Raw genomic sequence first — 25913 nt, 5'->3', positions numbered from 1 at the left:
TTTTTTAGCAAAACACACAAAAATAATTACTAATTAATTATTTATTTGTAAATCGGAAAACGAGTTTATATCCATCAAATGTTTCCGCATATTCTTCTACGTAATTCCCATTCGAATAATTAGAAATTGTCTTCCTCCAAAATTTTTGACCAATAATATTTTTTTCTGATGGGTTCGTAAATAATTCCCAGTTACCTTTAAATTGTTCAAACACTTTATTCGCTGCATTTTCAGCTATGCCCTGAGCTCTTAGTGATTGAAGTAAAAAGAATTCATTTACAAAATAATCAATACCTTTATTACAATGCGGCGGTGTTGCTATTAAAATAAACCCTGCCGGCCTATCTTCTACGGAAATTAAGAATGGAAATAGCACTTCAGGCTTTTCCCACCAAATATTTTGAACCTCATACTGGTCCCCCAATGTTTTAAAATCATCACTATCTTCGTAAATACCATGTATATTAGGAAGATTACCATGGTGCCCTGATAAATCATATAGATACAATGGGTATAAGTTTTTGATTATATGTGCTTTACTTTTATCTGTTAAATGTACATTTATTTTCATAAAGTTCTCCTACAATGGTAAATTAATAACTTCTACCCCTTATTTCTACAAGTATCCAATTAATCCCTTTAATTCGTTCTAGAGAACAAGAAATGTATCAGGTTCTCCTTGTTGAAAATACCGTGTTGAAGGACCTCGTATTTATGGTGTGAATACTGATTTGAATGTACATGTAGAGAAGGAAAAAATTAAAGGATCTGAAAGAGTAACTGAAGGGAAAAGTTATAAAAAAACTTTGGTTTCAGCTGGTGTTCCAAAATCTGTTCAAAAAAAATGTAAAAAAGACGGCAGATTTTAAGAAGGGATTAGAAAAACAAAATCATAGAAAAAAACGGAAAAAGTAAATAAAATGTCTTGGACAGAAATAATATTAAGCCTATAGTATATTTAACATTAATAACAGTTTCGGTAGGTTTAACTGTAGCAAAATTATTATTGCATCCCAAATTAATATTTAGTAGGAGGAAACGATGATATCTCTTAATAGAATTTTAAAATTGCGTGATTTAGAAATTTTTCATGTATTTAAGAACGGAAATATCCTTGCTTATGTGGTAATTGAGGATACTAGAAATCCTTTTACAGAAGAAGATAAACAAATGGAACCTTTATGTTATATGGACGAAGAAGACATTAATAAGATTTTAAATGTTTTTAGAATTTCACTAATTAATGATGAAGCTTTAACAAAAGAAGATTCAATTACTTTGAGAACGTACTTTTCGGATTTCGTGAATAATACAAATTTGACGAATTTCATTATTAAGGAATATATTCAAGAAGATTTGTATGGTAATGATGATAATATAGAGTCTTATAATAAGATTTTACAAAATATAGGTTCAAATTATATTATTGAAGAATTTGATGAAATAAATTGGATTTATTTATCCCAAGATTAAAAAATGTTAATCGCACAAAAGAACAGCCTTCTTTACTAATCTTGAAATATATATAGATGCTAATCCCCCTTACTTTTGATACGAGAAACCGCCAATGTTTCTTATAAGAACTCGATCAAGGAAGCATCTCCCCTAATGAAAATATTAAAATACATAACTTTTTAAGCGGTATCGTATGAACTGCGTATGTTATCTGTACTTTAAAGGATACTTCGAAAAATAAATACTCCTAATAAATCTTAGGAGCAAAAATTGAATCGCCTGTAGTTTTGGTTGAAAGAATAATATTAGAGACTTAATTTAGCAAGCCCATTTTCCGTTGGGTTTGCCATATTTCACTTTATAATTCTGTTGCTGTTATCCCATTTCAATTTAAACTAGTTGTTATCGGCTTAATCATAAATTCGAATTCAAAGTTCTGATTCGAATGAATTAGGTATTCATTATGAACTGGAGCACCCCAACTATCATCTCCGCCAACACCCATTTGCATTCCAATCGTTACAACTGTATAGTGAATATTTGGTAATTCATATTGATGCATGGCATTTTCCAGTTCGAACGCTGTATAAGGAGAAAAATTACATTCCAACGGTTCCGTAACTGCTGACAATTTAATTCCTAATCCATCACTATTTTGTAAGCTTACCCGTCTTACACCAGTCCGATTTCCTGATTCCTGCGGCATGACATATTCTGATAAATTGGTTGAAACATTATTTTTATATATTCCTAGTTTTGCTCCATTACAACGGTCGCAATAATTTTCCTCAGGTCCTTTTGCATACCATTCCAGCAAATGATAGTCAGCTGGTACCTTAAAGGTAAGTGCAAATATAGGCATTTGTGGGAGATCGTCTGCTCCATGATATATTGATTTTACATTCATACTTCCATCCGGATAAATGGTATAAATAATCTTAACTTCTAATTTAGAATGTATGGAAAATTCATACGTAAACGCTATACTAGTAAAACTCTGATCTTCCATAACTTCGATGTTTACACATTTACGTGCAAAACTCGCAGTATACCAAACCCCTGAATGAAATTCTTGTGAAAAACCTCTATCATTATCCGTAGTTGCTCTCCAAAATAAAGGAGCAATCGGTGTAGAAATCATCTCTTTTCCAAAATAGTTTAAGGAAATAAGACTTCCTACCTGCTTTGAAAATAAAATAGAGTAATCTTTTCCATGAATTCCGATGTTAACATCACCATGGACTACTCTGAAGTTTCCAGTTGGAATAGGTGGTTTTTGATTTTCCAATCGCTTAAAAATATGCTCTCCAAATGCGACTTCATACCCTGCATCTGCCCAAAGGCTATCTTTCCTTAATTTAAATAAGGCATGAATGCAATACTCACCATCCTCACTGAAAATATTAGCTAGCCACTTAAATTCTGCCCTCCCCTCGCTCATAGGTGCTATATTCACTTGAAGAATATCTCGAAACAATTCCTTTCCTTCTTTATAAAGAATATATTCCAGTGCATATTCCGCGGTATCCGAAAATAGGTTTTCATTCCTTATCATTACCCCCTTCTGATCAGGAAGTAATTTCAGATTTTGATATAAATATTTTACTTCTTGCATCTTAGGTGAGAGCTTTCGGTCAGAGTAGACTATACCATTGGTACAAAACCAATAATCTGTAGGACGATCATCAAAATCACCGCCATACGCTAGAAATTCTTTTCCATAGCGGTCTTTTTTTACAATCGCTTGGTCAATAAAATCCCATATAAATCCGCCATGATACATTGGGTATTTTTGCTCCAGATCTACATATTTTTTCATGCCGCCAAGGGAATTTCCCATTGCATGCATATATTCACAGCTAATATATGGTTTATTAGGATTATCACTCAAATATTTATCAATATCCGCAGGTTTTGCATACATACGGCTTTCCATATCACTGGTATCATCATAATCACGGTTATTAAAAACTCCCTCATAATGGACAAGACGAGATGAATCTACCGATTTAAAATAGCGAGAAACATTTAAAATAACCTCTCCAGCATAAGACTCATTCCCACAAGACCATATCAAAATTGAAGGATGGTTTTTATCCCTCTCGTACATAGAAACTGCACGGTCCAAAACAATATCTTGCCATTCTGGTTTGTTTCCAGGTATGTTCCATGAAGGCTCAATTGCCCCCATCTTTTGCCAAGACCCATGCGTTTCCAAGTTCATTTCATCTATAACATAAATTCCATATTGGTCACATAAATCGTACCAATAGCTTTGATTAGGATAATGAGAGGTACGAACGGCGTTAATATTATGTTGCTTCATTGTTTTGATATCCCATAACATATTTTCTTTTGTAATAGAACGCCCTCTTCGACAATTGAATTCATGCCGATTCACACCTTTAAACACAATCCGTTTTCCATTTAGCTTCATTATTTTATCTACTAACTCAAATTTACGGAACCCTATCGTTTGTGGTACTACCTCTATTAATCTTTCATCTTTATTAAAAACTTGAATATATAGCTTATATAAATAAGGATATTCCGCACTCCATAGTTTTGGTGATTCTAATGTACAGTTGAGTGACCATTTTTCATTAGCACCTTGAACTTCTTCTGTTGTTGCTACTAATCTTCCATTAGTATCGTATAAATCTGCGACAATTTTACTGACAGTTTCTGTAGCTGACAATGTTAATCCTAGTTTCACTGTTCCTTTTGTAAAAGTGGAATTCAAATCTGTATCGACCTTAACATCCATGACATGAATTTCAGGAATGGTATAAAGATATACATCACGAAAAATCCCTGAGAACCTCCAAAAATCTTGGTCTTCCAACCAGCTGCCTGTACTTCTTTGATAAACCTCCACGGCCAATTTATTTTCGGAATCTCTTAGATATGGTGTCAATTCAAATTCTGCTGGTGTAAAGGAGTCCTCACTATAACCGACAAATTCTCCATTTAGCCAAACAAAAAATGCCGATTCCACCCCTTGAAAAGAAATAGAAACTGGTTTTTCACGCATATTATCCGGTAACTCGAAGTACCTCACATAACTTCCAACCGGATTATCATCCTCTGGTACTTCCGGCGGACGAATAGAGTGAATTCCGTCCCAAGGATACATCGTATTTACATATTGAGGTTTTCCATAACCTTGCAGCTGAATATGTCCTGGTACTTGAATATCTCCCCAATTAGAGCAGCTGAAATCTAATTGAAAAAAATTCTTTGGCCGAGTTCCAGGATTTACGGAATAATGAAATTTCCAATATCCATTTAATCCATAACGCATTGACATTGGACTCCCATTTTTCGCTTCATTCATCGTCTCGTAGTATAAATGGTCTGAATGTGCTTTAAGCCGATTAACCGAATATACATTTAAATCCGAAAGCCAATGAATATCTGGACGTGTAACCATCTTCATCACCTTTTTCTATCAAAATTTTATTTCACAGAACCCATCATTCCTGCCACAAAATGCTTTTGCATAATAAAGAAAATCAACGCTGCTGGCAAGGTAGCAATAACGATTGCAGTCATAATCATTCCATAATCAGGTGCGTAACTTGAACCAAGATTGGATATTAACAATGGAATCGTTTGATTCTCCGGAGATTGTAAAATAACCAATGGCCATAAATAACTATTCCAAGAGGACGTGAATGTAATTATTGCTGCTGCAGCATAACTCGTTTTCATGGTTGGAATATAAATTCTTAAAAAAATTCCAAACTCTGATAAACCATCCATTCTTCCAGCCTCGAGTATGTCCTTAGGAAACATCTTCGTACTTTGGCGAAAAAAGAAAATAAGAAAAGCAGTCGTAATCGTTGGGAGAATAACTGCCGTATGTGTATCAATTCCAATCGATGGCACTGATTGTGTGATGGTACCAAACATCTTGAATAAAGGAACCATTAATGCTGCAAACGGGATCATCATAGATAGCAGCAAAATATTAAATACGATATCTTTTGATTTACTTTTATAAATTTCAAACCCATATCCTGCAAACGAGGCAATCAGTAATGCAAGAACAGTTGTGATAATAGAAATTTTGGCTGAGTTTAATAAGGCGGTTCCAAGGTCCGCTCTTTCCAAAAGATGTTGGAAATTTTGTGTAAATTGACTTCCAGGTAATAGTCTGCCAGTCGTTACGTCTACAGATTTGTTCGTAGCACTAACAATCATCCAAATAAAGGGAAAAACAGAAATAATAGAAGCAATCGTTAGAACAACATAGTTAAAAATATGCTTTAAATTATTCATTTTTATCACCTGCCACTCTGAACTGGATAACCGAGAAGAAAATGATCAATATAACGATAGAGTACGAAACCGTAGCTGCATAACCAAAATCTGGAGTATATTTGAATGATAGATTATAAATGTATTGAGAAATGGTCATCGTCGCATTTGCCGGTCCGCCCTTTGTAATATTCATTACTTCATCGAATAGCTGAAGTGTACCAATCGTAGATGTTATCGAAGTAAATAATATAATCGGTTTTAACATAGGGACAGTAATTTTAAAAAACTGTTGAACGGAAGAGGCTCCGTCCATTCTTGCTGCTTCATAAATTGACTCATCTACATTTTGAAGGGCGGATAAAAAGAAAATCATATTATACCCCGTCCATCTCCACGTAATAGCAATAATGATTGCAATCTTAGCTAAAAAAGGATCTGTTAACCATGGTATAGGTTCAGAAATAAGTGATAACTTTAACAGGAATAAATTGATAATGCCATCCTGACCGAATAAGTATTTAAAAATAACGGAATAAGCAACAAGAGAAGTCACACAAGGTAAAAATATTGCTGTACGATATACACCTTTTAGTCTCAATTTTTTATTATTTAATAAAACAGATAAAAACATAGCTAGAATAATCATTATAGGAACTTGAATAATTAAATAAAGGACTGTATTCTTCACGGTCGTAAGAAACACGGGATCTTTCACTAATCTTATATAATTATCTAAGCCTACAAATGTCTGATTCATACCATTTCCAGAATGGAAGGACATGATCAGTGCCTGAATCATCGGATAAAAATAAAATAAGCAGATTAATATCGTTGCAATTGCAATAAAAGACCAACCAACGAGGGACTTTTTCACCCTAAGCTTTCTGCTAGATTTTTTCTCTAAATATAAATTTTGATTAGCTTTAGCTGGTATCACACATATTCAACTCCCTATACAAAAAGCCTTGGAAACCGCAGCCTTTCTTCATCATTAATGGAGAAACCAGCAGATTCCAAGGCTAAATCTCTAAAACATATTTTGAAAATAGCCTATTTCATCGATTATTAATTTACCTTACTTAATTTGTTCCTCAGCTTGTTTTTGTGCATCTTGAAGTACTTTATCAAGATCTTTTCCTTTTAAATAGTCCTGCATAGAGGCAGCCAAGATATCTTCGATTTCGTAAGTGTGTAAACCATAGTTTACTTGAGGGATATTCCCAGTCCATTTTGCGAAATCAGAAATAATCTTTTGTCCTCCAAAGAAATCATCCGATGACTTATATGCTTCACTATCAGCTGCAGGCTTATAAGTACCGATTGCTCCAATTTCCTTAACTAGAGATTGATAGAAATCAACATTTGAACCAAAGGATTTCGCTAAGAAGTCTGCTGCTTTTTCCTTTCCAGGTACATTAAGCACATACCAAGAGCTTCCACCTAAATTTGATGCATTAACAGATGTTGAAATCCCACCGAGTTTTGGAAATGGTACTACTGCCCATTTACCTGCTTGAGAAGCTTGAGCTTTTACAGATGGTGTAATCCAGTTTCCAGTAGGAACGGTTGCAACCGCACCACTGTTAAATCCCGCAACGAACTGGCTCCAATCAGAGGTTGGCTTTACAATCTCAGCATCAATGATTTTTTTATAAGTTAGAAAGGCTTCTTTTAATGCAGCATTATCGGCAATATCTGGTGATTGTCCGTCACTCTTTACATACCACGAACCACTTGACTGAATCATCATGCGAATAAGACCAAGATCTTTTGGATCCTGTGTCAGCATTTGTTTTCCAGTAGCTTCTTTAATTTTCTTACCGATTTCAATGTATTTGTCCCAATCAATATTTTGTAAGTCACTTACAGAGTATCCCGCTTTTTGTAAATAATCTGTTCGTACATATAGACCAGTTACACCTGTATCGAATGGAACGCCGTAATTTTTACCGTTTAAAGTATTAGCAGCGACCTTATATGAAGCAAAATCATCCACTTTATAGGTTCCGGTTAAATCATAAAACATGTCAGGATAAGATTTTAAAAAGCCTTGTGAGCGATAATCTTCAATTAGTACAATATTCGGAAGTCCTTTTGTTGTCCCAGAGCTTAAAGTTGTATTTAATTTTTGAACTATATCGTCTTGAGCCATCTCCACAACCTTAATCTTTAACTTAGAATCCACATTTTTATAAACATCCTTTGCGATATCCATCGCTTTAATATTAAAGTTTGGATCCCATGCCCATACTGTTATTTCTTTTACATCCTTACTCTCACTAGATGACTTTTCACTTGAACCAGAAGAACAGGCGGTCAATAACAGCATACATGTAAAAAATAGTGCCAGTACTTTTTTCATTAAGATTCCCCCATTATCAATAATGTAAGCGCTAACTACTTGTAATAATTATGTTAACATCGTAATGAAGGAAAACGTTAGGATGATTTTTTGCGAAAAATGGTAATATTTTATACAAATGAATTCGCTTTCAAAATGATTTATAACTATTTTTAGATTTTAGTATTTTTTTATGATGGTTGTATTGGCATGGTAATAAGGACTTTCGTACCCGTCCCTTGATGACTAGTAATCGTGACTCCATATGGTTCTCCATAGATTAGTTGAATTCTTTCATGAACATTTCGAACACCTATTCCAGAGAATAACTGTTGTTTACGCTTTGTTTTAGGTAGTTTATCTTCTGTTTGATCCATTCCATCACCATTATCCGTCACTTCACATTTAACATTTTCACCTTCACGCCAAATAAGAACACTAATAAGCCCTTCCTGCTTTCGATTAAAGCCATGGAAAAAGGAATTTTCAATAAATGGTTGCAGTAGGAGTTTCGGTATTTGTAAGTTCATACAATCTGGTCCTACAAAATAGTTTACTTGTATTCTGTTACCATAGCGCATTTGATTAATTAGTACATAGTTTTTTAAGTTGTCCAATTCCTGATCAATGGTGATGGTTTCATTTACATTCCCAATCGTATTTTGTAATAACGAAATTAAAGCATTAATAATTGCTTCAGAATCTTCTTTTCCACCCTGTCGCACCAAAAATTTGATGGAAGCTAAAGTATTGTACAAAAAATGAGGGTTAATTTGCTGTTGCAAAGCTGCTAGCTCTGCGTGTCGTTGTTGCTTTTGAGAAATCATTAATTGTTCCACATATTCATGCAATTCATCCAGCATAGAATTAAAAGCATTTCCTATTTGCTTCGTTTCATATGTACCCGTTACCGCTACATATTGATCGAAATTGTTTTTGGAGACATTGCTTATTTGTTTAACTAAAATGGATAATGAATTTGTTAATCTTCTAGATGCAAAGAATACAATCAGTAAAGCTAATACGACAATTCCTATTGAAATCAAGGTAATTTCCTTCGTATCGATTAAATCTCCAAATGCAGTTTTTTTATCAATAATATTAAATATATACATATCAAAGGAAGGTAGATAATTCATTAATATGACTTGATCTTTCCCCATAAACTTTCCGACAATATAATCACGAGAGTTGTTCTTTAATTTTGCTGCATAGTTTAACAAATCTTTTGAATTATTTCCTATAAGCTTCGACTGATTACTGGAGACAATGTATCCAGACTTGTCCACTAGATAGACATTATTCCCTGGGCTTGTATAGCTTGAATAAAACTTCCTAATCTCATTTTCTGATATAGCAAAATACATGGTTCCATAAATTCTTCCCGTAATCCGATCCATTAACGCTCTTGTGGCAACAATATACTGTTTATTGTTTATTTCTGATGCATCACTTTCTAGACGATTATATTGATACATCAGCTTTTTAGGTTGCTCCAACGTATTTCTGCGAAGTGGACTGTTTTCGAGTTCATGATCCGGTATTGGCCAGTAGTTTTGATAAGTAGAAAAGCTAACCCCATTTATCCCCATTATCACTATATCCATATCGTAAGGGACAAAATTTGATTGTATGCGCTTCATTTGTTGACCAATATTATAAAATGAAGTCATTTTTTGCTTATCCGATTGTTTCTCGCTCAACACAGATTTAATCGTGCCACTTGCGAGAATGTTGTTGGATGCTTGTACAATAGAATAATTAAATGTTTCGAAGCTGTCGATAACCTGACTAATCACTGTTGCATTCATCATACTAAATTTTCCAAAGAAAAATTTCTCCGCCATCCGGACCGTGGTCCAAGCAATCGTAATGGATACTATAATAATAATCACAACGGTTATGAAAAACATATTAATAAATAATCCACGTTGTTTAAGGCTTGTAGGAATCATTCTCATATATTCCATCTTTTATTGGTTGTTTGTTTTCTTTTGAATTGACTAGGAGACATGCCCTGAATTTTTTTAAAAACCTTACAAAAATAGCTATGATCAGAGTAGCCGACCAATGCACTTATTTTCGATATGCTGGCCACTCCTAAAATAAGTTGTTTAGATGCTTCCTCTATACGAATTCGATTTAAATATTCATTAAATCCTTCATGGTTATGAGCGGAAAAATAACTGGAAAGATAGGATGGGCTAAAATGAAATTGCTTGGCCACTTCTGTTAATGAAAGTGGTTCATTGTAGTGATTTTTTATGTATTCCATCAGTATTTTCATATTAAAATACTCCGGTTGATTTTGAACCTCTGTAATGCACAGTTTCACTTCTTCTATAAAACCATTCAATATTTGTAAGGTTTCTTTCGCGGAAGATGCTTCCTCTAATGATTTAAAGTAAGTATACTTCTCCATATCCAATTCCTTCACATCCAAATCCATATTGCCAAGCAGAATAATAATGTTAAAGATACAGTTTCCCAGAAATGACTTATATTCAAAAATCCCCATTGTATAGCAGTTTGATAAATCGGAAGCATACGATGATAAATATGCTAAAGCTGATTCAAAATTTCGGAGCTTAAGTTCGTGCGTAAACCACTCCAGATTAAATGGATCAACTTCTGGAGGATCAGGTAAGCTTCTTTCCATTAACAGCGAGATTTCATCTAAATAAAAATGATAATAAAGCAGTTTTAATAGTGATTTGTTCACTTCGCCAATTTGAAATATATCCTCAAATACTTCACTAATAGCAAATTTTGCTTTACCCATTGACTGCACTAATCTTTCGGTAAACTCAATCACTTTATGTTTATTATCGGACTCTGTATTAAGAAGAATGAGAATGATAGATTGATCATTATTTAGTCTATAATAGGTACCGAAGTGAAAATTTTTATTGAGCACAATATCGATTTCTTTATTAATTAATTCAATATTAATAGATGGAGAATCTTTCACATCAACAGCCAATAAATAAAAAAGTTGGTTTGGAAACACTTTAACTACTTCTTCTGGTTCCAAGCAAACCTCATATCCAGAAATCATCTGCTCCAACTTTTTTTGAAAAGATAGTTTCATATTTTCTTGTTTTGCTGCTTTTTGAAAATGCGGTACTCGATTCGCAGCGGTATTCACTGCATTTAATAATCCTTCTGCATCCAGCTTTGGCTTTAATATATAATCGACTACACCATTTTGAAATGTTGATCGAACATAATCATATTCACTAAAACTACTAAGAATAATAATTTGAATATGAGGATATTTTTCTTTAACTAATCTCGTTAATTCCTCTCCATCCATAATAGGCATCAAAATATCGGTTATTATGATATGCGGATCTACTTTTTCGATTAGCTCAAGTGCTTCTTGACCATTCGAAGCTTCCCCAACAATTTGGAAGCCCTCCTTTTCCCAATCGATATAATGCTTAATCCCTTGCCGTATTAGCAATTCATCATCCACAATTAGAGTTCGAAATAATTTATGAGTTGACATAAACTCCCCTCACATTTTCCAATCATTTTGGTATATACTTACTTTTATATCATAATAGTAAAAATTATTAAATATATTTGAAAATATGATCATTTCAATAATTAATGCGGTATCGTGTGTTTGTATATGTTATTCGTGTTTTGGAGAGAAACAGTTCATCAAAATAAATAATAAATAGTTCAACAATAAAAACCACCAAGAGAAATTTGGTGGTTTTAACGTTTTCGGTACATATTTTAGATTTCAGTACTTTCATGAAACTTACGAGTCGAGTTAACCGGTTAAAATATTTGGATCACATCTTCCGGCTTATCCATTAAATATTTAATTCTATAAATATGTTTATGAATAAGAATAAACTATTTAAGATTACTTGCAAGTTGTATAGAGTTAAGTACATCTTGTTTATCAATGTCTCCAAGACTAGCAGTTGTTATAGTAGAAGAATTATGTTTTTTTACGCCGCGAACTTTCATACAGAAATGCTCCGCTTTCATAATAACAAATACTCCTTTTGCATTTAGTTGCTCATATAAATACGTGGCAACTTCATTAGTCAGTCGTTCTTGAATTTGCGGGCGTGAAGCGAAATAATCCAATACTCTCGCTCCTTTGGAAAGTCCCATTACTCTATCATTTGGTAGATAGGCAATGGTTGCAGTTCCCACAAAAGGTTGAAAATGATGTTCACATAAAGAACTAAACGGTATATTTTCGATTACTACGAGTTCTCGAGATGTATTTTTATCTAATGGAAATGTTGTAATAATAGGCGGATTGGAAAATAATCCATTACATGTTTCATTTACTAACATCTTTGCTACTCTTTCTGGGGTATCTTTAATCGAAGGATCATTTAAATCTAATCCAAGCTCTTCTATAATACTTGCAAAATGCTGTGAAATTTTTTGCTTTTTTATCTCTATATCAATATCTTTATTTTCTACTACGTTTATATGATTCATCGTTTATACACCCCGCTTATTTGCCCAGACTAATGCGTGTAGTTGCGGTAAAGCTCGTACATTATTCATTTCAGGATCTTCTGTCACTTTACTCCATAGCCAATCAAGAGAATTTAGTAATCTTGATGAAATATCCCCTGATTCATAAGGATCTTTATTCCCTACTGATAAATAAAAATCAATAGCTGGATATCGTTTATGGACCATTCTTGCATATTCAAAATCCTCATCATTAAAGACAACGACTTTTAGACTCATTTTTTTTCTATCCAAGTTTTCTATAATGCTATCTAAAACATCAAAGTCCGTATTCATCCCGCTACTAGGAGGTTTCGGGCTAATCGTTAAATCATCCACAAGTGTAAACCAATCTTGCCAACGGCTTCCTTGTGTTTCTAACCCCACTTTTATATCTTGCTCATGAAACAGTTGGATTAACTCCATCATCGGTTTTCCAATTAAAGCTGGATTTCCACCACTTATAGTAACGTGATTAAAATTTTGTTTTCCAAGATGCCTTAATTCATGAAAAATTTCAGATGGCGTTAGTAATCTAATCTTATCCTTTTCTGATCCATCCCATGTGAAAGCAGAATCACACCAAGAACATCGATAATCACACCCTGCCGTCCGAACAAACATCGTTTTTTTGCCTATTACCATTCCTTCTCCTTGAATCGTCGGACCAAATATTTCAATAACAGGAATTTTACTACTACTCATGCTTACCGTTCCCTTCGTTCAATTTGGGCCTATAAATCACATAGGACGTTGGTGTTTCTCGGACTAATACTTGTAGACATATTGGTTTATTCGATAATGTATCTAAATAATTTGCAACCAACTCATAAATGGTTTGGGCAACTACCTCTGTTGAAGGAGGCAACTTTTCAAATTCGGGAAAGTCATTTAAAACTTTATGATCATATCTCCCGTGTACTAATTTCTTTAAATCGCTAAAATTCACCAACATTCCCATTTCATCTAGTACATCCCCAGCAATCGTTAAATTAACAAAATAAGTGTGCCCATGAGTAAAAGAACACTTTCCTGCCTTCTCATTTGGAATGAAATGAGCAGTTGAGAAATCCATATCTTTATTTAATTCAAATTGATATGGGTGTGGAGCTGGTTGTGGGTAAAATTGTTGTAACATATGGTTATCTCCTTTACTATTAATTTCTAATTTTTAAATACTCATCTAGACCATTTTTTCTCAAATGACATGCTGGACACTCTCCACAACCATCTGCAATGATCCCGTTATAGCATGTTAAAGTTTTTTCACGTACAAAATCAAAAGCTTGAAGTTTATCTGCCAATTCCCATGTTTCACACTTATCCAACCACATTAATGGGGTATGAATCACAAAGTCCTGATCCATGGATAGATTTATCGTTACATTTAAAGACTTAACAAAAACATCTCTGCAATCTGGGTATCCACTAAAATCTGTCTCACAAACCCCTGTTATAATGTGTTTAGCACCAACTTGGCTAGCTAGAACTCCCGCAAATGACATAAATAACAGATTCCTACCTGGAACAAAGGTGGATGGAAGATTGCCGTTCTCCCCATCTTTCACTTGAATATCCTCTCTGGTTAATGCATTCGGAGCCAGTTGATTTAATAGTGACATATCTAAAATATGGTGCTTAACACCAAGCTCATTCGCAATATTTTTAGCACACTCAATTTCTAATTTGTGCCTTTGATTATAATTGAAAGTTACAGCAACGACCTCTTCAAATCGTTCCATTGCCCAAAATAAACAAGTGGTACTATCTTGGCCACCGCTAAATACTACAACTGCTTTTTCTTTCTTCTTCATCTTATAACTCTCCTTTTTGAACAGAAAAACAGGACTACTAAAGAAAGCAGTCCTGTTTTCCTTAGTTTTTTTAAGAGGGTAGCTAGAACCTCTACCGCTTTAAGCGGATTTTTATATAAATGACTTTTTCATTATACAGGAAGTTTAACATTTTTACATTAGAAAATCGACATAATTAGACATCAACAAAAAAGTCCATTTTATCTTCGAATTAGTGGTGTGGAAACGATTTGAGGATTGAGTGTTCAATAAATGGAACCTGCTTTCAGGTTTGGTTTTTATCTTTGCGGCATCTTCATTGCAAGTAAAAAGGAATCGCGAAATAAAGTTAATAGGAAAAAGCTAAATCGTTTAGAGATTCATTTTTAATATTAGGTTCTGTAAAACTTTTATGCTGATTAGTGCTTTCGTTACTAGAACTATCGACAAATAAAAACCAAGCAAGGTAATTATTAACGGGTTTACTTTTGAAGTGCAAAACGATAAATCGCAGTTCAGAGCTTGGATTCCAAGCTCTTTTAATTTTGAGTATAAATATATCTAAGAAACCGCAGAATTAAGTGGGAATATTCATAAATTTCATGTAATTGTGGTATCTTCTAGATGTAAAAGTGTTATAATATAAATGTAAGTAAATTTTTGGAAAGTGGTGAGGAAAATGTCTATTGAACACAATATTGATTATTATTCAGACTTTGGAAATGCGATATTGAATAGCGCAGTACTGGTTTCAATTGATTTGAACAATACTAATTATCCAAAAAGAGCTTTGAGAAAAACAAATTGGCTCTTAACGTTGAATGAATCAGGGCTTGAATTTTCGGACAAAAGGAACGGAAATCATCTTTTGACAATTAATATGGATATGATTAATCAAGTAGAAATTGGACTTGCACAAACTTTTCTTGGAGCACCAGGAATATTTTTTCCGAATACAGTATTATTGAGTCGCATAAAAGTTGATTACAATGACGGTGACCAAATACTTGTTTTGTGTGAATCAGTAGAAATACTGCCTAAACTTTTCGATTATGTTCAAAAGGTAAAGCTCAATTTTACAGATTTGCTTGATGTTCAGAATGAAGTAAATAAAATTACTGTGAGTGAAGTAAAAGAATTTCTGACAAAAAATTATCAAAATTTATTAAAGAAGTCAGATCATAAAGCCGAAGAATTTCTTTATCAAAACATGAAGTCTGTTTCATTTAAAGAATAAAAATTTTTTCATTTGTTTTAAGTGAAAAAATCGCTCCATTGCCCAAAATAAACAAGTGGTACTATCTTGGCCACCGCTAAATACAACAACTGCTTTTTCTTTCTTCTTCATCTTATAACTTTCCCTTTTGAACAGAAAAACAGGACTACTAAAGAAAGCAGTTCTGTTTTCCTTAGTTTTTTTAAGAAGGTAGCTAGAACCTCTACCGCTTTTTGCGGATTTTTATTGAATTGACTTTTTAATTTATACAGGAAGTTTAACATTTTTACATAAGGAAATCGACATAATTAGACATCTACAAATTAAACCAATATATCTTCCAATTAGGTATGCGGAAACGATTTGAGGATTATGGGGCCACATGTGTATAGATTTCTAATTCCTTATTAAGTATTTTTTTCTTCCACCTAGTTTAATTTTCGATAAAACGCTGCCTGACTCCCCCCTGTTATTGTACAGATTTCTTTCACGGTTTTATCTGTTGTATATCGTTATTTAATGGCATAATTCATACCTGGATGCTTTTCTATGTATTTTTTTCATCCTTCCTCTATATTTTCCCTTTCACTTGGACAATTTAATTTCAGAACGTTACTTCTCCTTGATCATTTCCCAATCCAGTTCACTAATTTTTTTTGAGTTATTCGATTTGGGTAATGAGGTTTTTATCTTGTGAACTTACTTGGGCATAACCTAAATATCATATTTTGTACTTTTTTAATATGATAGGTGATATTGTGAGTCTATTAACTTATCACTTAAGGAGTTATTTTACACTATGAGTAAATATAAAAAAGCCCATTTTCTCCGCAATAAAATTGGAGAAATTGGACTTTATCATTGCCCCGGAAAGCGTCCGATTGCTGAATATCGTTATTTATGTAAAGCCCCCTAAACTTCGCATTTATTCGATAAAAAGATTACCTTTATGAAAAAAAAATCTTAAGTAGTTCACTTTCATTGACCGATATACTATTCTTTAAATCTTTTGTTCTCAATACAAACTCTTTTACTCCTATAAATTCTGATTCGGCGATCAAGTAAAATTGTGTTCCTTTTTTATATCCATTGAATTTCCTTTTAAGTGTATATAACTTCATTGATAACCTCTAATAGTAAATTAAAATGATTTTTGTTTGTGTTTTTTAGGATCTCTTCGCAAATTTTGTTGCGCTCTTTACTATTTGTGTAAATTTGGACATATCGAGTTCGAATCAGATGCCCTTCAGAAAAAAATAAAACTATTAAATAGAGGTTCGATAAACAGCAATCATTGCGGATACAGCCTTTTTTATATACGGAATTATACCATTAATAATAGTTAAGGAATCGTAAATCTTTCTTCAATTAAACTTCCTGCTCTGTTAGGTTGAAGTTAAAATCTCCTCAAATCTTTATTATTTGATTATATACAAGGTCTTCAAGTTATTATTTGTTCCAAAACTGGTCCATTGAGAACATCTAAAATACTTCCACACTTAGGTATCACCTCTCGATAAATATCCTCTTTTTTTTTACTTAGTATCACCAAGCAAATTATAAATATAGTTATAATCAAACTTAGAACCTACAATTTTATAATATCCTTCTCCTTTGAACCTAGGTATAAAAGAACTAATATAAAGAACAGTAGGGTTGTCTGTATATAGATCATCGATAAATATCTCTCTTGATTGGTCAAACTCTAACATTCCTGTTAAATAGGTTCCATTGCCTTTCTTGGGAGGTAAGGTTAGTTTATTATTATTCTTCAAAGGTAATAATTTTAGATCGCTAATGTATTTCAAAACTAAGTCACAATTATTCGATTCATGGCATTTTGCATTGACTGATTCACCATTTGGGAGATTTTTTGTAAAATGAAAGTCAACTTGGGATTCGGATGCATACTCCTTAATAGGATTGAAGGGGATCATATAATATATGAAATTCTGATAAAGAAATAATGATAGTAAAACTACAATAACTAACGCGACTGCTAAATACTTAATTCTTTTCATATTTATTACCAGCTCCTTTCGTTTCATCCTTAAGATTTTTATAATTTATTTCTATAACAGGCAATTGCCACCTAACTTCTACTGGCTCTATGTTGCTATTTATTAGGACCTATTTGACCGTTTCACATAATTCTGTACCAAATCATCCTCTTCAAAGCCATTCCACTCTAAATATTGTATTAACTTTATTTCTTCCTTAGAATATCCTAGTTATTTCACCATATTGCCCTATTGCAGGATAAGGCTATAAATACATTTGTGTTAATCGACAGTATCTTCATATTTATTAACGTTGATTTCACTAACTATCGAGCAAAATATCATAGTGTTTATAATTTTGTAGAAATTCATTTTCATTTGTATTATAAAAAATCCTGAATTCGTCCAAATTGGGTCATTTTCAGGGATTTGTTGTGTGAGTGGCTTCCTCTATTGACTGTTATGTTAACTAAATTAGTTGGTAGGAACCCTATTTAGGAATCTCAATAATAGGAAACGCATTTTTCCCCAATCCCGTGTTATCACATTCAGATAAATTATATGAAATAAAATTTACCTTCCTTTCCTTTTCAAGCGTTTTACATACAGTTATGGATACTTTAATTTCTTTAGGTTCTACAACTTCATAGGATATACTAGTTCCATCAAATTTATATGTTGAAACAGATTTTTGACCTTCTATACCATTTCTATTCTCTATTACTAACGTTGAAGGTTCATTATTTTGAACATTTGAATAAAAGTCATAGACCAAATTAACGTTTTTTATATTATTTCCTTCAATTATTACAATGTTATCTTGTTTGGAACAGCCTGTTACTAGGATTAATAATATTAATAAATAACAAAATGATATGTTTCGCATGGAAACCATCCCCAACTTAATATTTAATTATGCTAAGAAATATTTAAGTGAAAATCTTGCATAGATATTTCATGCAAGCATATAAAAGTTTTCATTCTACCTCATCCAGGTATTCGTTAATTTTCTTATTCCACTCGGTCACTCGGTATCTGATAAAGATTTAGCTAAATTAAATTGTCCATGCCAAGATGTAGTATGTTCACCTGAATAATTTGATATTATTCGTGCAACCCAAGAAGTACTATCAACTTTTGTGGTTTCAACGTAGTTGTTTGTTTCAGGAGACGAAGTTTTTACTAATTTCAAATGATTACCAGAACCTACATAAAAATCACTTTCTCCTGCATTCCAAGGATTCTTCCATTTTCGGTTAGTTCCGACCACAAAAAAGAAATTTTATGTTTTAGTCGGTGCATGGTAGCCTAAGTAAACCCACCATTGCTTTTCACTACCAGTTTTACTGACACTATGAGCAGATGCAAGTTTAATAGGAATAATAGATCCTATTAATAGTACTAATGAGCATAATAATCCAGCATTTTTTTTCAACGTTTCCTCCCCCCATTTTTACCTATTTCCCCTATCATTGGAACTATTTCATTTCTTCTAATTGTAACAAAAATAATAATATTCAGCCAAATAAAGCCGTATGGATTAGAAAGGGTTCCCCTTTTATTGGGATGGAGGTTGGTAAGGCGGTGTGCGGGAATCCTCCCTCACATATGTCCTTTTATTTTTTTTAAAACTGACTATTTTACCAAGGTCAATTTCATAATATAATCGAATAGTAAAACAAATGAAATTTTTGGAATATTAGTTGGAAAGAAGGGATTCAATGAATCGTGCTGTCATGTTTGCTTTAGTTTTACTAAGTCTTATTTGGGGTGGTTCCTTTTACTTTATCAAAGTTTTACTTACAGACTTTGATCCATGGACCATTGCTTTTCTTCGCTCTACGTTAGGAGTTATCCTCATTACCATTATCATGATCATTTTGAAAAAGCCTTTTGGATTTAAGACGATTCCTTGGTTTCCGATGGTAATTATGGCATTAATAAATACGGCTATCCCATGGGCTATCATCGGATTTAGCGAAACAAAAATATCAAGTAGCATAGCTTCTATTTTAAACGCAACAACTCCATTATGGACCTTGGTTCTGGGGAATTTATTCTTTAGAAAGAAATCAACTGCTTTACAGTGGTTTGGAATGGTTATTTCCATTTTTGGTTTAATGATATTGCTTGGGATACATCCTGGTTCGATCGCAACTGTGAATAAATTAGGCTTTTTGGGAATGATAATTGCTTCATTATTTTATGCTATTGGAGCGCAGCTTTCCAAACGTCTTTCTGACCAACTATCCATGTACCAAGTTACCTTTTGCACGTTACTGACTTGTATGTTAGGGAGCGGAATAGTCGCTTTTTCTACGGAACATATCCATGTTTCCAAGCTGCTTTCCTTACCAAATTCCATTGCTATAATGGGATTAGGATTGTTTGGCTCTGGAATAGCCTATATCATTTATTATTTTATTGTTCAAAAAGGAGCACCCGAAATCGCAACAATGGTCACCTATCTTATCCCTGTAAGCGGAATTATGTGGGGAAGTATATTGCTTCATGAAAATATTAAATGGAACATGCTAATAGGTTTGGCCTTTATTCTTTGCGGCATCTTCTTTGCAAGCAAAAAGAATTCGCGAAATAAAGTGAACAGAAATAAGATAAATCGTTTAGAGATTCATTCTTAATATTAGTTCTGCTAAACATTAATGTTGATAATAGATCAAAATTAAGGGAAACCCTATATCTACTGGGTTTCCCTTTCCTAAGACTAACGAACTGGTTAGTAATAATATTAAAGTGGTGGATTTTCTACACCTAAGTGAATCCAATCTTCTTTTGGAGGTCCATAAACCCCAAAAGGTTTGATGCCAGCTTGACGCATAAGAATTGTAACTTGTCCACGATGATGAACAATATGCTTAATTAGTCCCATTAAAATTTGAGCATTTGTTTCTTCCCTGCCAAATGCAGATTGCACTTCCTTCAAAGATTCGTCTGTCCATTGCTGTTCAATGGCTTTGATTGCATCAGAACTAATATTTTTAAAGGTTTCAGCAATTTCCTTAGCTGAAGTTGGGACATTTTTTGCTTTTTCTACTTCATCTACTTTCAGCCCGAAATGAGCTAAATACTCTGGAATACTTGTTGTAAAATGCCAAACAATTCTTCCCAAAGTACGCCCTTCTGGGTAAACTTTTTGATTCAATGAATCATCAGTTAAACCTTCCAAAACCTTTTGAGTTAGCGTTGCCTCCCGATTCCATTCTCTAATAAAGTCTGCAATCGTTACATACATATACAATACCTCCATAATCACATTTCAATGATTTTTTCCGAAACACATTTTAATACGGTCGTTCGTATTATTCAAATTTCATTCTTTACCATCTTTTGTTAGTTCGGTAATTTCTACACATTGAATTTTGACATTCACAGACAGTCATATGAGTCTGCCATTTCAAATGCAAATGACTATGCTCGAATATCAGCTTTCCAATAGCAACTCACTAATGGCAAACAGTAGCCCTTCACCTAGTAACCATCAGGTAGGGCTACTTTTATTGATTTATTTTTCGCTTATTTCCAATCTCCAATCATTACATCGTATGATATTCCCAATAGGGTATTCAAAATTACACTCATCCATCAACTGTAAACCGAGCTTGCGGCAGACAGCGTTCGAAGCGGGGTTGTTGATTTTAGGGAAAGCATGAATAAATCGATGCTTCTTTTCAGAACTTGCAGAAGCGATGGCTTTCGCTGTTGCTTCTGTCGCTATTCCTCTACCTTGAAATTCCGGCAAAACACTCCATCCCATTTCAAAAACAGCTTCTTCTTGCCAAACCTGATCCCAATAGCCTACACTGCCAACTACTTCGTTGTGCGGTAGTAGAAGAATCTTAAACATACGGCCGGTTCCTTGTCCGGCAATCTCACAGTATCGTTTATGGCGAGCAAGAATTTTCTCCTCAGTCTCAGGACCACCAAAGTGTACAGTCATTTCCGGCGCATTTAGAAGACGAAGCAAATCAAGGTCGCCGTCGTTCCAAGGTACAATCCGTACCTGTGGTGCATTCATTTGTTCCAAAATGATTTCCTCCTCGTAGTTTTATATGACCGACCTTTGTTGGGGTCAGGCATCTCCATTAAATAATAATTGATATTTTAATTATATACGAACATACATTCCTAATCAATTTATTTTATCATTTTGTTGTTTTTGCCCACCCCGCCGAAAATACAGCCTATGTTATTATGTAAGATAAATTCTTTAGAAAAAACATTTACAAATAAGTAAATAGACATTTCCAAAACAGCCCAAATTTAAAAATTTTACCCGCCCTATTTTTCTGGAATGATCAAATGCATAATTCAAGACCTCAATTAGAGGTCAAAAATAAGTTGATTTCCATATTATCGTTGATTTTTCAATTTTTTATTTCGTAATATAACTCCGACTAAAATTAGTGCAATTATTATAACAGCACATATGAAATAGAAGTTAGAGATTACATTCATTATGTGAAAAGGCGCTTTTTGAATATAAACAGCCTTTACCCAATGAACCTCTTCTTTTACTGCAATTGCAGTAGAAGTTGATATCCCTTTTATTTCATAATATTTTGTTCCTTTCGGATAATAGTTTGAAGCATCTCCATAATAATCTCCAGTCATATCATTTGGCTTGGTCTTTACTTCCCCTATGATTTTACCAATCTTGTTGACTTTGATAATTTCTTCTTGCTTTACTTCATAAACCTTTCCTTTCCAAACAACAAAAGGATAAGTCCAGGACAACGCTTGAACGGAGGAGGAAATCATAAATATAAATAATAATGATAACAACATTATTCTTTTCATAAGTGCCTCCAATGATTAAACAATTATTTTATTATATCGGAAAATTTTAGGAATGATGAATCGGTTTAAAAATAAGAAGCTTTACGAGACAGCCAATATTAAAAATAAATGCATTTATATACCAAACTTTAAAGGAAATTATCTTGTAGATTGTACAACTGACTTAAGCTCCATTAATGATGAATATGTAGCAAATATGATCTTAAAAGTAAGTGATAGACCAACCAACAACTTTATGCAGCATATACGAAGAAGATTATCCATTCTTGAACGCCCCTTAGTAACTGCTAGAGGTGGCGGCAAAAGCTATATTTATGCTAATTTCAACCCTAAGTATGCACAAATGTCTATAACCATATTAAGAACCTACTACAACTTTTGTTTAGCGATGAAATCAGATAGAAAGAACAAACAAACTCCTGCACAACAACTTGGTCTAACAGATAAACAGTTTACAATGAACGACATCCTGTACTTCAAGTAAAAAGGTTGCCTAGTTTAAAACGAACTAGGGCAACCTCCATTATTTATATTTACTATTTAACTAACACACCCATTACTGTAAAATTTGCTTTGCTAGTTCTATAAGAGTTTTTTTGTAATCTTCTTTTTCCATATCCTTGTTATAGGATATGTCATAATATACTCCATCCTTCTCAAAATTAAGTGAATTTCCTAAGTTTCCAGTTATGCCGTCTTGAATTTCAACTTCCTCTGCACTTCCTCCATAACCTACTTTGAAATTATGAGCAGTTACTTCGAGTATAAGTTCATCTTCTAAGTCTTTTGAAAAAGCTGTGAATCTAACTCTTATTTTCTTTCCATCGTGCTCAAAGTCGTCGATTTCTGGTGGTAGAAACTTACCTAATTCAGATGGTAAATTTGTAGGCAATTTCATTTTAAATGGAAGAGCATCTAAACCCTCTTTAACAGATGGTGCTTTATAAGGAATTGGCAAATTTTTTAACTGTTCTTCGGTAACATTTCCTTTAACTTCGACTTTTTCAAGTTTAGAAGTATTTAATGCAGTATTAGCACTTCCCCTACACCCACTTAATATGACTACAAAACAAATAACAATGACAGATAATAATCTCATTTAATCCATATCCCCCCTTTATTTTTTAGACGATTCACATTTAATAAAAGTTTTACTATGTCCCTTCTTCAAAGTATCCGTTAGAAACTTCCCAACCTCAAACTCTCTCTATAACTATTTTAACAAAAATAATCAGAATCCTTCGTAAATAATAAAAAGGAACTTGATAAATTCAAGCTCCTTTTAGCGTGATTTAATGTGTGATTTTAAAGACGAATTCACTGTTATTAACACTGTTATTTTACTTGATAATTATTGTATTGCACCTCACAAGTAAACCCGTTACACAAATAGTGAAGGATCTTTTAGATAATACTTTATGAAATAATATAAAAAAGATATTCCTGACCATTTTTCACTGGTTCTTGAGCTAATTTATATCCGTGCTTGACTACTTCCTCAGGAACATTTATGAAGGAGGATGGGCAATCAGTTATTACTTGTAGAAGCTTGCCTTTTTCCATATCTCTTAACGCTTCTAGAGTATAGATTACAGGATATGGACAGGATTCTCCTCTAATATCTAATGTAAAATCAATGGACATGCTTACGATCCCCTTTCTTGAAACCAACCTCAAACCGATAATTTTTTTGCCAATAGAATGCAATGATAAAGCTTATCGCTAGCAGGATTAGAGTTGTGATGAGTGCCCCTGCTGGTCCCATAATCGAGATAAGATTTATTGGTTTTCCGCTTTTAACAAGCAAGTTAATTACTCCGAGATGATCCCAAGCATAGGCAAGGAAAGTTGCCCCAACAATATTGCCAATAAAAACCATCAAATAATGAACTTGTCCTTCCATCAATCGATACATCATTCCGGTTTCACAACCGCTTGCCAAGACAATACCGAATCCAAACAGCAAGCCGCCAATAAAAGTACTTGGAGCTGCAATCTTCGTAATTGGCTCTAACCCATACACGATAATGACGATTAAAGTTGCCACGGAACTGATTGCCATTCCAAGTAAAATCGCTTTCGTCATTGTTGCTCTCCCGCTGATCCATAAATCACGAAAAGCCGAAGTAAAACAAATTTGTCCTCTTTCTATTAAAATACCAAAAACCGCTCCGAAGATAGCTGCGACTCCGAGCATCGTTTTACCTGTTACAAATAAATAGACAATAATTCCAATATAGAGGATAGCTAAGAGTCCGCCAATGTATGGTTGAATGGGACGTTTCTTGTTCAAAAGCTGGGCTGTATTTCCCATTTGCAGAACCGGCTTGCCCTTCCACCATTTTAATTGAACAATCTTGGTACCAAAAAAAGTTCCAATTGCCGTTGCCACCATAAATATCCATGAGTGCAGCGAAAATTGCGGAACCCCTGTAAAGAAAGCAGCCAGATTACAGCCTAAGGCTAATCGTGCACCGAAACCAGCAATGATTCCACCAATCAGACCTTGAACTAATCGTCTCTTTTGTTTAGGGATCCGAATTTTAAAGCTATTACTGAAAAGCACCATGATAAGCGCACCAAGAAACATTCCCCAAACTATCCAACCATCTGTACGACTAAAAGTAGTTCCTTGCATATGTATTAGTTTAAAATAGGCCCAATCAGAAATATCAACACCAAAAATCTGTAAGATATGCCCTCCTAATCTAGTGAACTCACCAGTTACCGCCCAGACGGTTTTAGTAATTCCAAAATAGAGAGCACTTAGTACACCAGCAATTCCAATGGCGACATAAGGGCTCCAATAATGGTTGAAAATTTTATTTAATACTTTCACCTTACAAAAACTCCTTAAAATAAATAGATTGAATACTTCTTTATTGTACTACAAAATTAAAGAATTGATTACTTCCGAAAATATATGAAATATTCTTAACTGATAAATCCTAAAATTTTCAGTGTGATTCGAATACCTTCATATTAATATTGTGCCTATATTATATTAAGTACCAGATACGTTCCTAAAATCAGTGCAATAACTACTTCGAAAGTTTTCTTCTTTCACCATCTAAATTTAATAGAATTACACCTAGTCCAATCTTTACCTAAAAAGAAAACCATCTTTCTATGTATAATTACTTGAAAGATAGTTTTCTAAGTAGAGACTTTTCACCCTATTGTTTTTTTATAGGAGTAACAACTGCATATAAACTTTCTGAAGGATCGGATACTTTAACTTCTATAATCTTATATCCATTATTTCCATCCTTGCTTTCGTTTTTCCTTATTATTTTTAACTGAATATCTTCCATCTTCTTACCTCCACCATATAAAATTGCTCACAGAAGTCAGTATATGATGGAAATTAAAATATGTTCTTCTTTTTTTATAATTAGACACAATTTAATGTAACTTTATAAAATAACTGCCGGAACATATTTTAATGTTTACCCTTAAGTGAAATCACGTTATAATGAAAATTATGCAATTTCGGAAATCGAAATGAATTTCTGGTCATTGTGAAACAA

The 25913-nt window shown here is 33.4% G+C and carries 25 protein-coding genes, 3 pseudogenes and 1 riboswitch; of the genes and pseudogenes, 5 read left to right on the top strand and 23 right to left on the bottom strand.

The genetic code is table 11. The features are described from left to right. Nucleotides 1-37 precede the first annotated feature (37 nt). Nucleotides 38-571: a GNAT family N-acetyltransferase gene (locus tag AC3WJF_RS02880; protein WP_492449595.1), complete on the bottom strand. Its 534-nt coding sequence runs from the start codon at nucleotides 569-571 to the stop codon at nucleotides 38-40. A 160-nt stretch (nucleotides 572-731) separates the two neighbouring features. On the opposite strand from AC3WJF_RS02880, the gene AC3WJF_RS02875 reads away from it, so the two are divergent. Together AC3WJF_RS02875 and AC3WJF_RS02870 are read left to right on the top strand one after the other, a co-directional pair. Continuing rightward, complete coding sequence (locus AC3WJF_RS02875; protein WP_492449594.1) at nucleotides 732-869, top strand: hypothetical protein; 138 nt, start codon at nucleotides 732-734, stop codon at nucleotides 867-869. Between the two features lie 172 nt (nucleotides 870-1041). Next, nucleotides 1042-1473 (top strand): terpene synthase, encoded by a 432-nt coding sequence (locus AC3WJF_RS02870; protein WP_492449593.1) that lies wholly within the window; start codon nucleotides 1042-1044, stop codon nucleotides 1471-1473. 367 nt (nucleotides 1474-1840) lie between these two features. On the opposite strand, the gene lacZ is transcribed toward AC3WJF_RS02870, so the two are convergent. The 10 genes from lacZ to queC all read right to left on the bottom strand — a co-directional run bounded on the left by lacZ (nucleotide 1841) and on the right by queC (nucleotide 14370). Then, nucleotides 1841-4888 carry a beta-galactosidase, LacZ type gene (lacZ, locus tag AC3WJF_RS02865; protein ID WP_492449592.1) on the bottom strand — a complete coding sequence of 1016 codons (3048 nt, stop codon included), beginning with the start codon at nucleotides 4886-4888 and terminating at the stop codon, nucleotides 1841-1843. 26 nt (nucleotides 4889-4914) lie between these two features. Next, nucleotides 4915-5739, bottom strand: a complete 825-nt coding sequence (locus AC3WJF_RS02860) for a carbohydrate ABC transporter permease (RefSeq protein WP_492449591.1) — start codon at nucleotides 5737-5739, stop codon at nucleotides 4915-4917. Further along, complete coding sequence (locus AC3WJF_RS02855) at nucleotides 5732-6658, bottom strand: carbohydrate ABC transporter permease (protein WP_492449590.1); 927 nt, start codon at nucleotides 6656-6658, stop codon at nucleotides 5732-5734. Before AC3WJF_RS02855 ends, AC3WJF_RS02860 begins: the two co-directional genes overlap by 8 nt. A 138-nt stretch (nucleotides 6659-6796) precedes the next feature. Then, nucleotides 6797-8083 (bottom strand): ABC transporter substrate-binding protein, encoded by a 1287-nt coding sequence (locus AC3WJF_RS02850; protein WP_492449589.1) that lies wholly within the window; start codon nucleotides 8081-8083, stop codon nucleotides 6797-6799. Between the two features lie 170 nt (nucleotides 8084-8253). Continuing rightward, the gene (locus AC3WJF_RS02845) at nucleotides 8254-10023 is read right to left on the bottom strand and encodes a sensor histidine kinase (protein WP_492449588.1); all 1770 of its coding nucleotides are present in this window, start codon (nucleotides 10021-10023) and stop codon (nucleotides 8254-8256) included. Then, nucleotides 10020-11573 carry a response regulator transcription factor gene (locus tag AC3WJF_RS02840; RefSeq protein ID WP_492449587.1) on the bottom strand — a complete coding sequence of 518 codons (1554 nt, stop codon included), beginning with the start codon at nucleotides 11571-11573 and terminating at the stop codon, nucleotides 10020-10022. The genes AC3WJF_RS02845 and AC3WJF_RS02840 overlap by 4 nt, the downstream gene beginning before the upstream one ends. Nucleotides 11574-11932: 359 nt before the next feature. Further along, a complete protein-coding gene (folE, locus tag AC3WJF_RS02835) occupies nucleotides 11933-12538 on the bottom strand; it encodes a GTP cyclohydrolase I (protein WP_492449586.1) in 606 nt (201 codons plus the stop codon). Nucleotides 12539-12541: 3 nt separating this feature from the next. After that, a complete protein-coding gene (queE, locus tag AC3WJF_RS02830) occupies nucleotides 12542-13261 on the bottom strand; it encodes a 7-carboxy-7-deazaguanine synthase QueE (RefSeq protein WP_492449585.1) in 720 nt (239 codons plus the stop codon). After that, on the bottom strand, nucleotides 13254-13694 hold the full coding sequence (queD, locus tag AC3WJF_RS02825) for a 6-carboxytetrahydropterin synthase QueD (protein ID WP_492449584.1): 441 nt from the start codon (nucleotides 13692-13694) through the stop codon (nucleotides 13254-13256). The genes queE and queD overlap by 8 nt, the downstream gene beginning before the upstream one ends. Before the next feature lie 19 nt (nucleotides 13695-13713). Further along, nucleotides 13714-14370: a 7-cyano-7-deazaguanine synthase QueC gene (gene queC / locus AC3WJF_RS02820; RefSeq protein ID WP_492449583.1), complete on the bottom strand. Its 657-nt coding sequence runs from the start codon at nucleotides 14368-14370 to the stop codon at nucleotides 13714-13716. A gap of 55 nt (nucleotides 14371-14425) precedes the next feature. Next, nucleotides 14426-14468: riboswitch (PreQ1 riboswitch) on the bottom strand. A 560-nt stretch (nucleotides 14469-15028) separates the two neighbouring features. Here queC and AC3WJF_RS02815 point away from each other — a divergent pair. Beyond that, on the top strand, nucleotides 15029-15586 hold the full coding sequence (locus AC3WJF_RS02815) for a hypothetical protein (protein ID WP_492449582.1): 558 nt from the start codon (nucleotides 15029-15031) through the stop codon (nucleotides 15584-15586). Nucleotides 15587-15601: 15 nt separating this feature from the next. Here AC3WJF_RS02815 and AC3WJF_RS02810 read toward each other — a convergent pair. The 5 genes and pseudogenes from AC3WJF_RS02810 to AC3WJF_RS02790 form a co-directional block, all read right to left on the bottom strand. Beyond that, nucleotides 15602-15697, bottom strand: a pseudogene (locus tag AC3WJF_RS02810) (7-cyano-7-deazaguanine synthase); the annotation flags it as partial. A gap of 296 nt (nucleotides 15698-15993) precedes the next feature. Further along, nucleotides 15994-16213, bottom strand: a pseudogene (locus tag AC3WJF_RS02805) (recombinase family protein); the annotation flags it as partial. 887 nt (nucleotides 16214-17100) lie between these two features. Then, on the bottom strand, nucleotides 17101-17586 hold the full coding sequence (locus AC3WJF_RS02800; protein ID WP_492449581.1) for a hypothetical protein: 486 nt from the start codon (nucleotides 17584-17586) through the stop codon (nucleotides 17101-17103). A gap of 469 nt (nucleotides 17587-18055) precedes the next feature. Then, the gene (locus tag AC3WJF_RS02795; RefSeq protein WP_492449580.1) at nucleotides 18056-18451 is read right to left on the bottom strand and encodes a hypothetical protein; all 396 of its coding nucleotides are present in this window, start codon (nucleotides 18449-18451) and stop codon (nucleotides 18056-18058) included. Nucleotides 18452-18847: 396 nt separating this feature from the next. Then, nucleotides 18848-19000 carry a hypothetical protein gene (locus AC3WJF_RS02790; protein ID WP_492449579.1) on the bottom strand — a complete coding sequence of 51 codons (153 nt, stop codon included), beginning with the start codon at nucleotides 18998-19000 and terminating at the stop codon, nucleotides 18848-18850. Between the two features lie 286 nt (nucleotides 19001-19286). Here AC3WJF_RS02790 and AC3WJF_RS02785 point away from each other — a divergent pair, with 286 nt between their 5' ends. Beyond that, complete coding sequence (locus AC3WJF_RS02785) at nucleotides 19287-20207, top strand: DMT family transporter (protein WP_492449578.1); 921 nt, start codon at nucleotides 19287-19289, stop codon at nucleotides 20205-20207. A 107-nt stretch (nucleotides 20208-20314) separates the two neighbouring features. Here the strand turns inward: AC3WJF_RS02785 and AC3WJF_RS02780 are convergent, their stop codons facing one another. From AC3WJF_RS02780 to AC3WJF_RS02770, 3 genes are all read right to left on the bottom strand, one after another. Beyond that, entirely contained in the window at nucleotides 20315-20818 is a 504-nt protein-coding gene (locus AC3WJF_RS02780) for a DinB family protein (RefSeq protein WP_492449577.1), read from the bottom strand. Nucleotides 20819-21088: 270 nt separating this feature from the next. Further along, nucleotides 21089-21613, bottom strand: a complete 525-nt coding sequence (locus AC3WJF_RS02775) for a GNAT family N-acetyltransferase (RefSeq protein ID WP_492449657.1) — start codon at nucleotides 21611-21613, stop codon at nucleotides 21089-21091. A 323-nt stretch (nucleotides 21614-21936) separates the two neighbouring features. After that, the gene (locus AC3WJF_RS02770) at nucleotides 21937-22383 is read right to left on the bottom strand and encodes a hypothetical protein (protein ID WP_492449576.1); all 447 of its coding nucleotides are present in this window, start codon (nucleotides 22381-22383) and stop codon (nucleotides 21937-21939) included. A gap of 130 nt (nucleotides 22384-22513) precedes the next feature. Here AC3WJF_RS02770 and AC3WJF_RS02765 point away from each other — a divergent pair. After that, nucleotides 22514-22867: pseudogene (locus AC3WJF_RS02765) on the top strand (insertion element protein); the annotation flags it as partial. A 72-nt stretch (nucleotides 22868-22939) separates the two neighbouring features. Here the strand turns inward: AC3WJF_RS02765 and AC3WJF_RS02760 are convergent. The 4 genes from AC3WJF_RS02760 to AC3WJF_RS02745 form a co-directional block, all read right to left on the bottom strand. Next, entirely contained in the window at nucleotides 22940-23482 is a 543-nt protein-coding gene (locus tag AC3WJF_RS02760; RefSeq protein WP_492449575.1) for a hypothetical protein, read from the bottom strand. 317 nt (nucleotides 23483-23799) lie between these two features. Next, nucleotides 23800-24027, bottom strand: coding sequence for a sulfurtransferase-like selenium metabolism protein YedF (yedF, locus tag AC3WJF_RS02755; RefSeq protein ID WP_492449574.1), 228 nt, complete (start codon nucleotides 24025-24027; stop codon nucleotides 23800-23802). Then, nucleotides 24017-25222 (bottom strand): selenium metabolism membrane protein YedE/FdhT, encoded by a 1206-nt coding sequence (gene yedE / locus AC3WJF_RS02750; protein WP_492449573.1) that lies wholly within the window; start codon nucleotides 25220-25222, stop codon nucleotides 24017-24019. Before yedE ends, yedF begins: the two co-directional genes overlap by 11 nt. 337 nt (nucleotides 25223-25559) lie before the next feature. Beyond that, nucleotides 25560-25697, bottom strand: a complete 138-nt coding sequence (locus AC3WJF_RS02745) for a hypothetical protein (RefSeq protein ID WP_492449572.1) — start codon at nucleotides 25695-25697, stop codon at nucleotides 25560-25562. Nucleotides 25698-25913: the final 216 nt, after the last annotated feature.

It is taken from the genome of Heyndrickxia sp. FW510-T9 (genome assembly GCF_058781025.1).
This window is presented reverse-complemented; position numbering and strand designations above follow the sequence as displayed.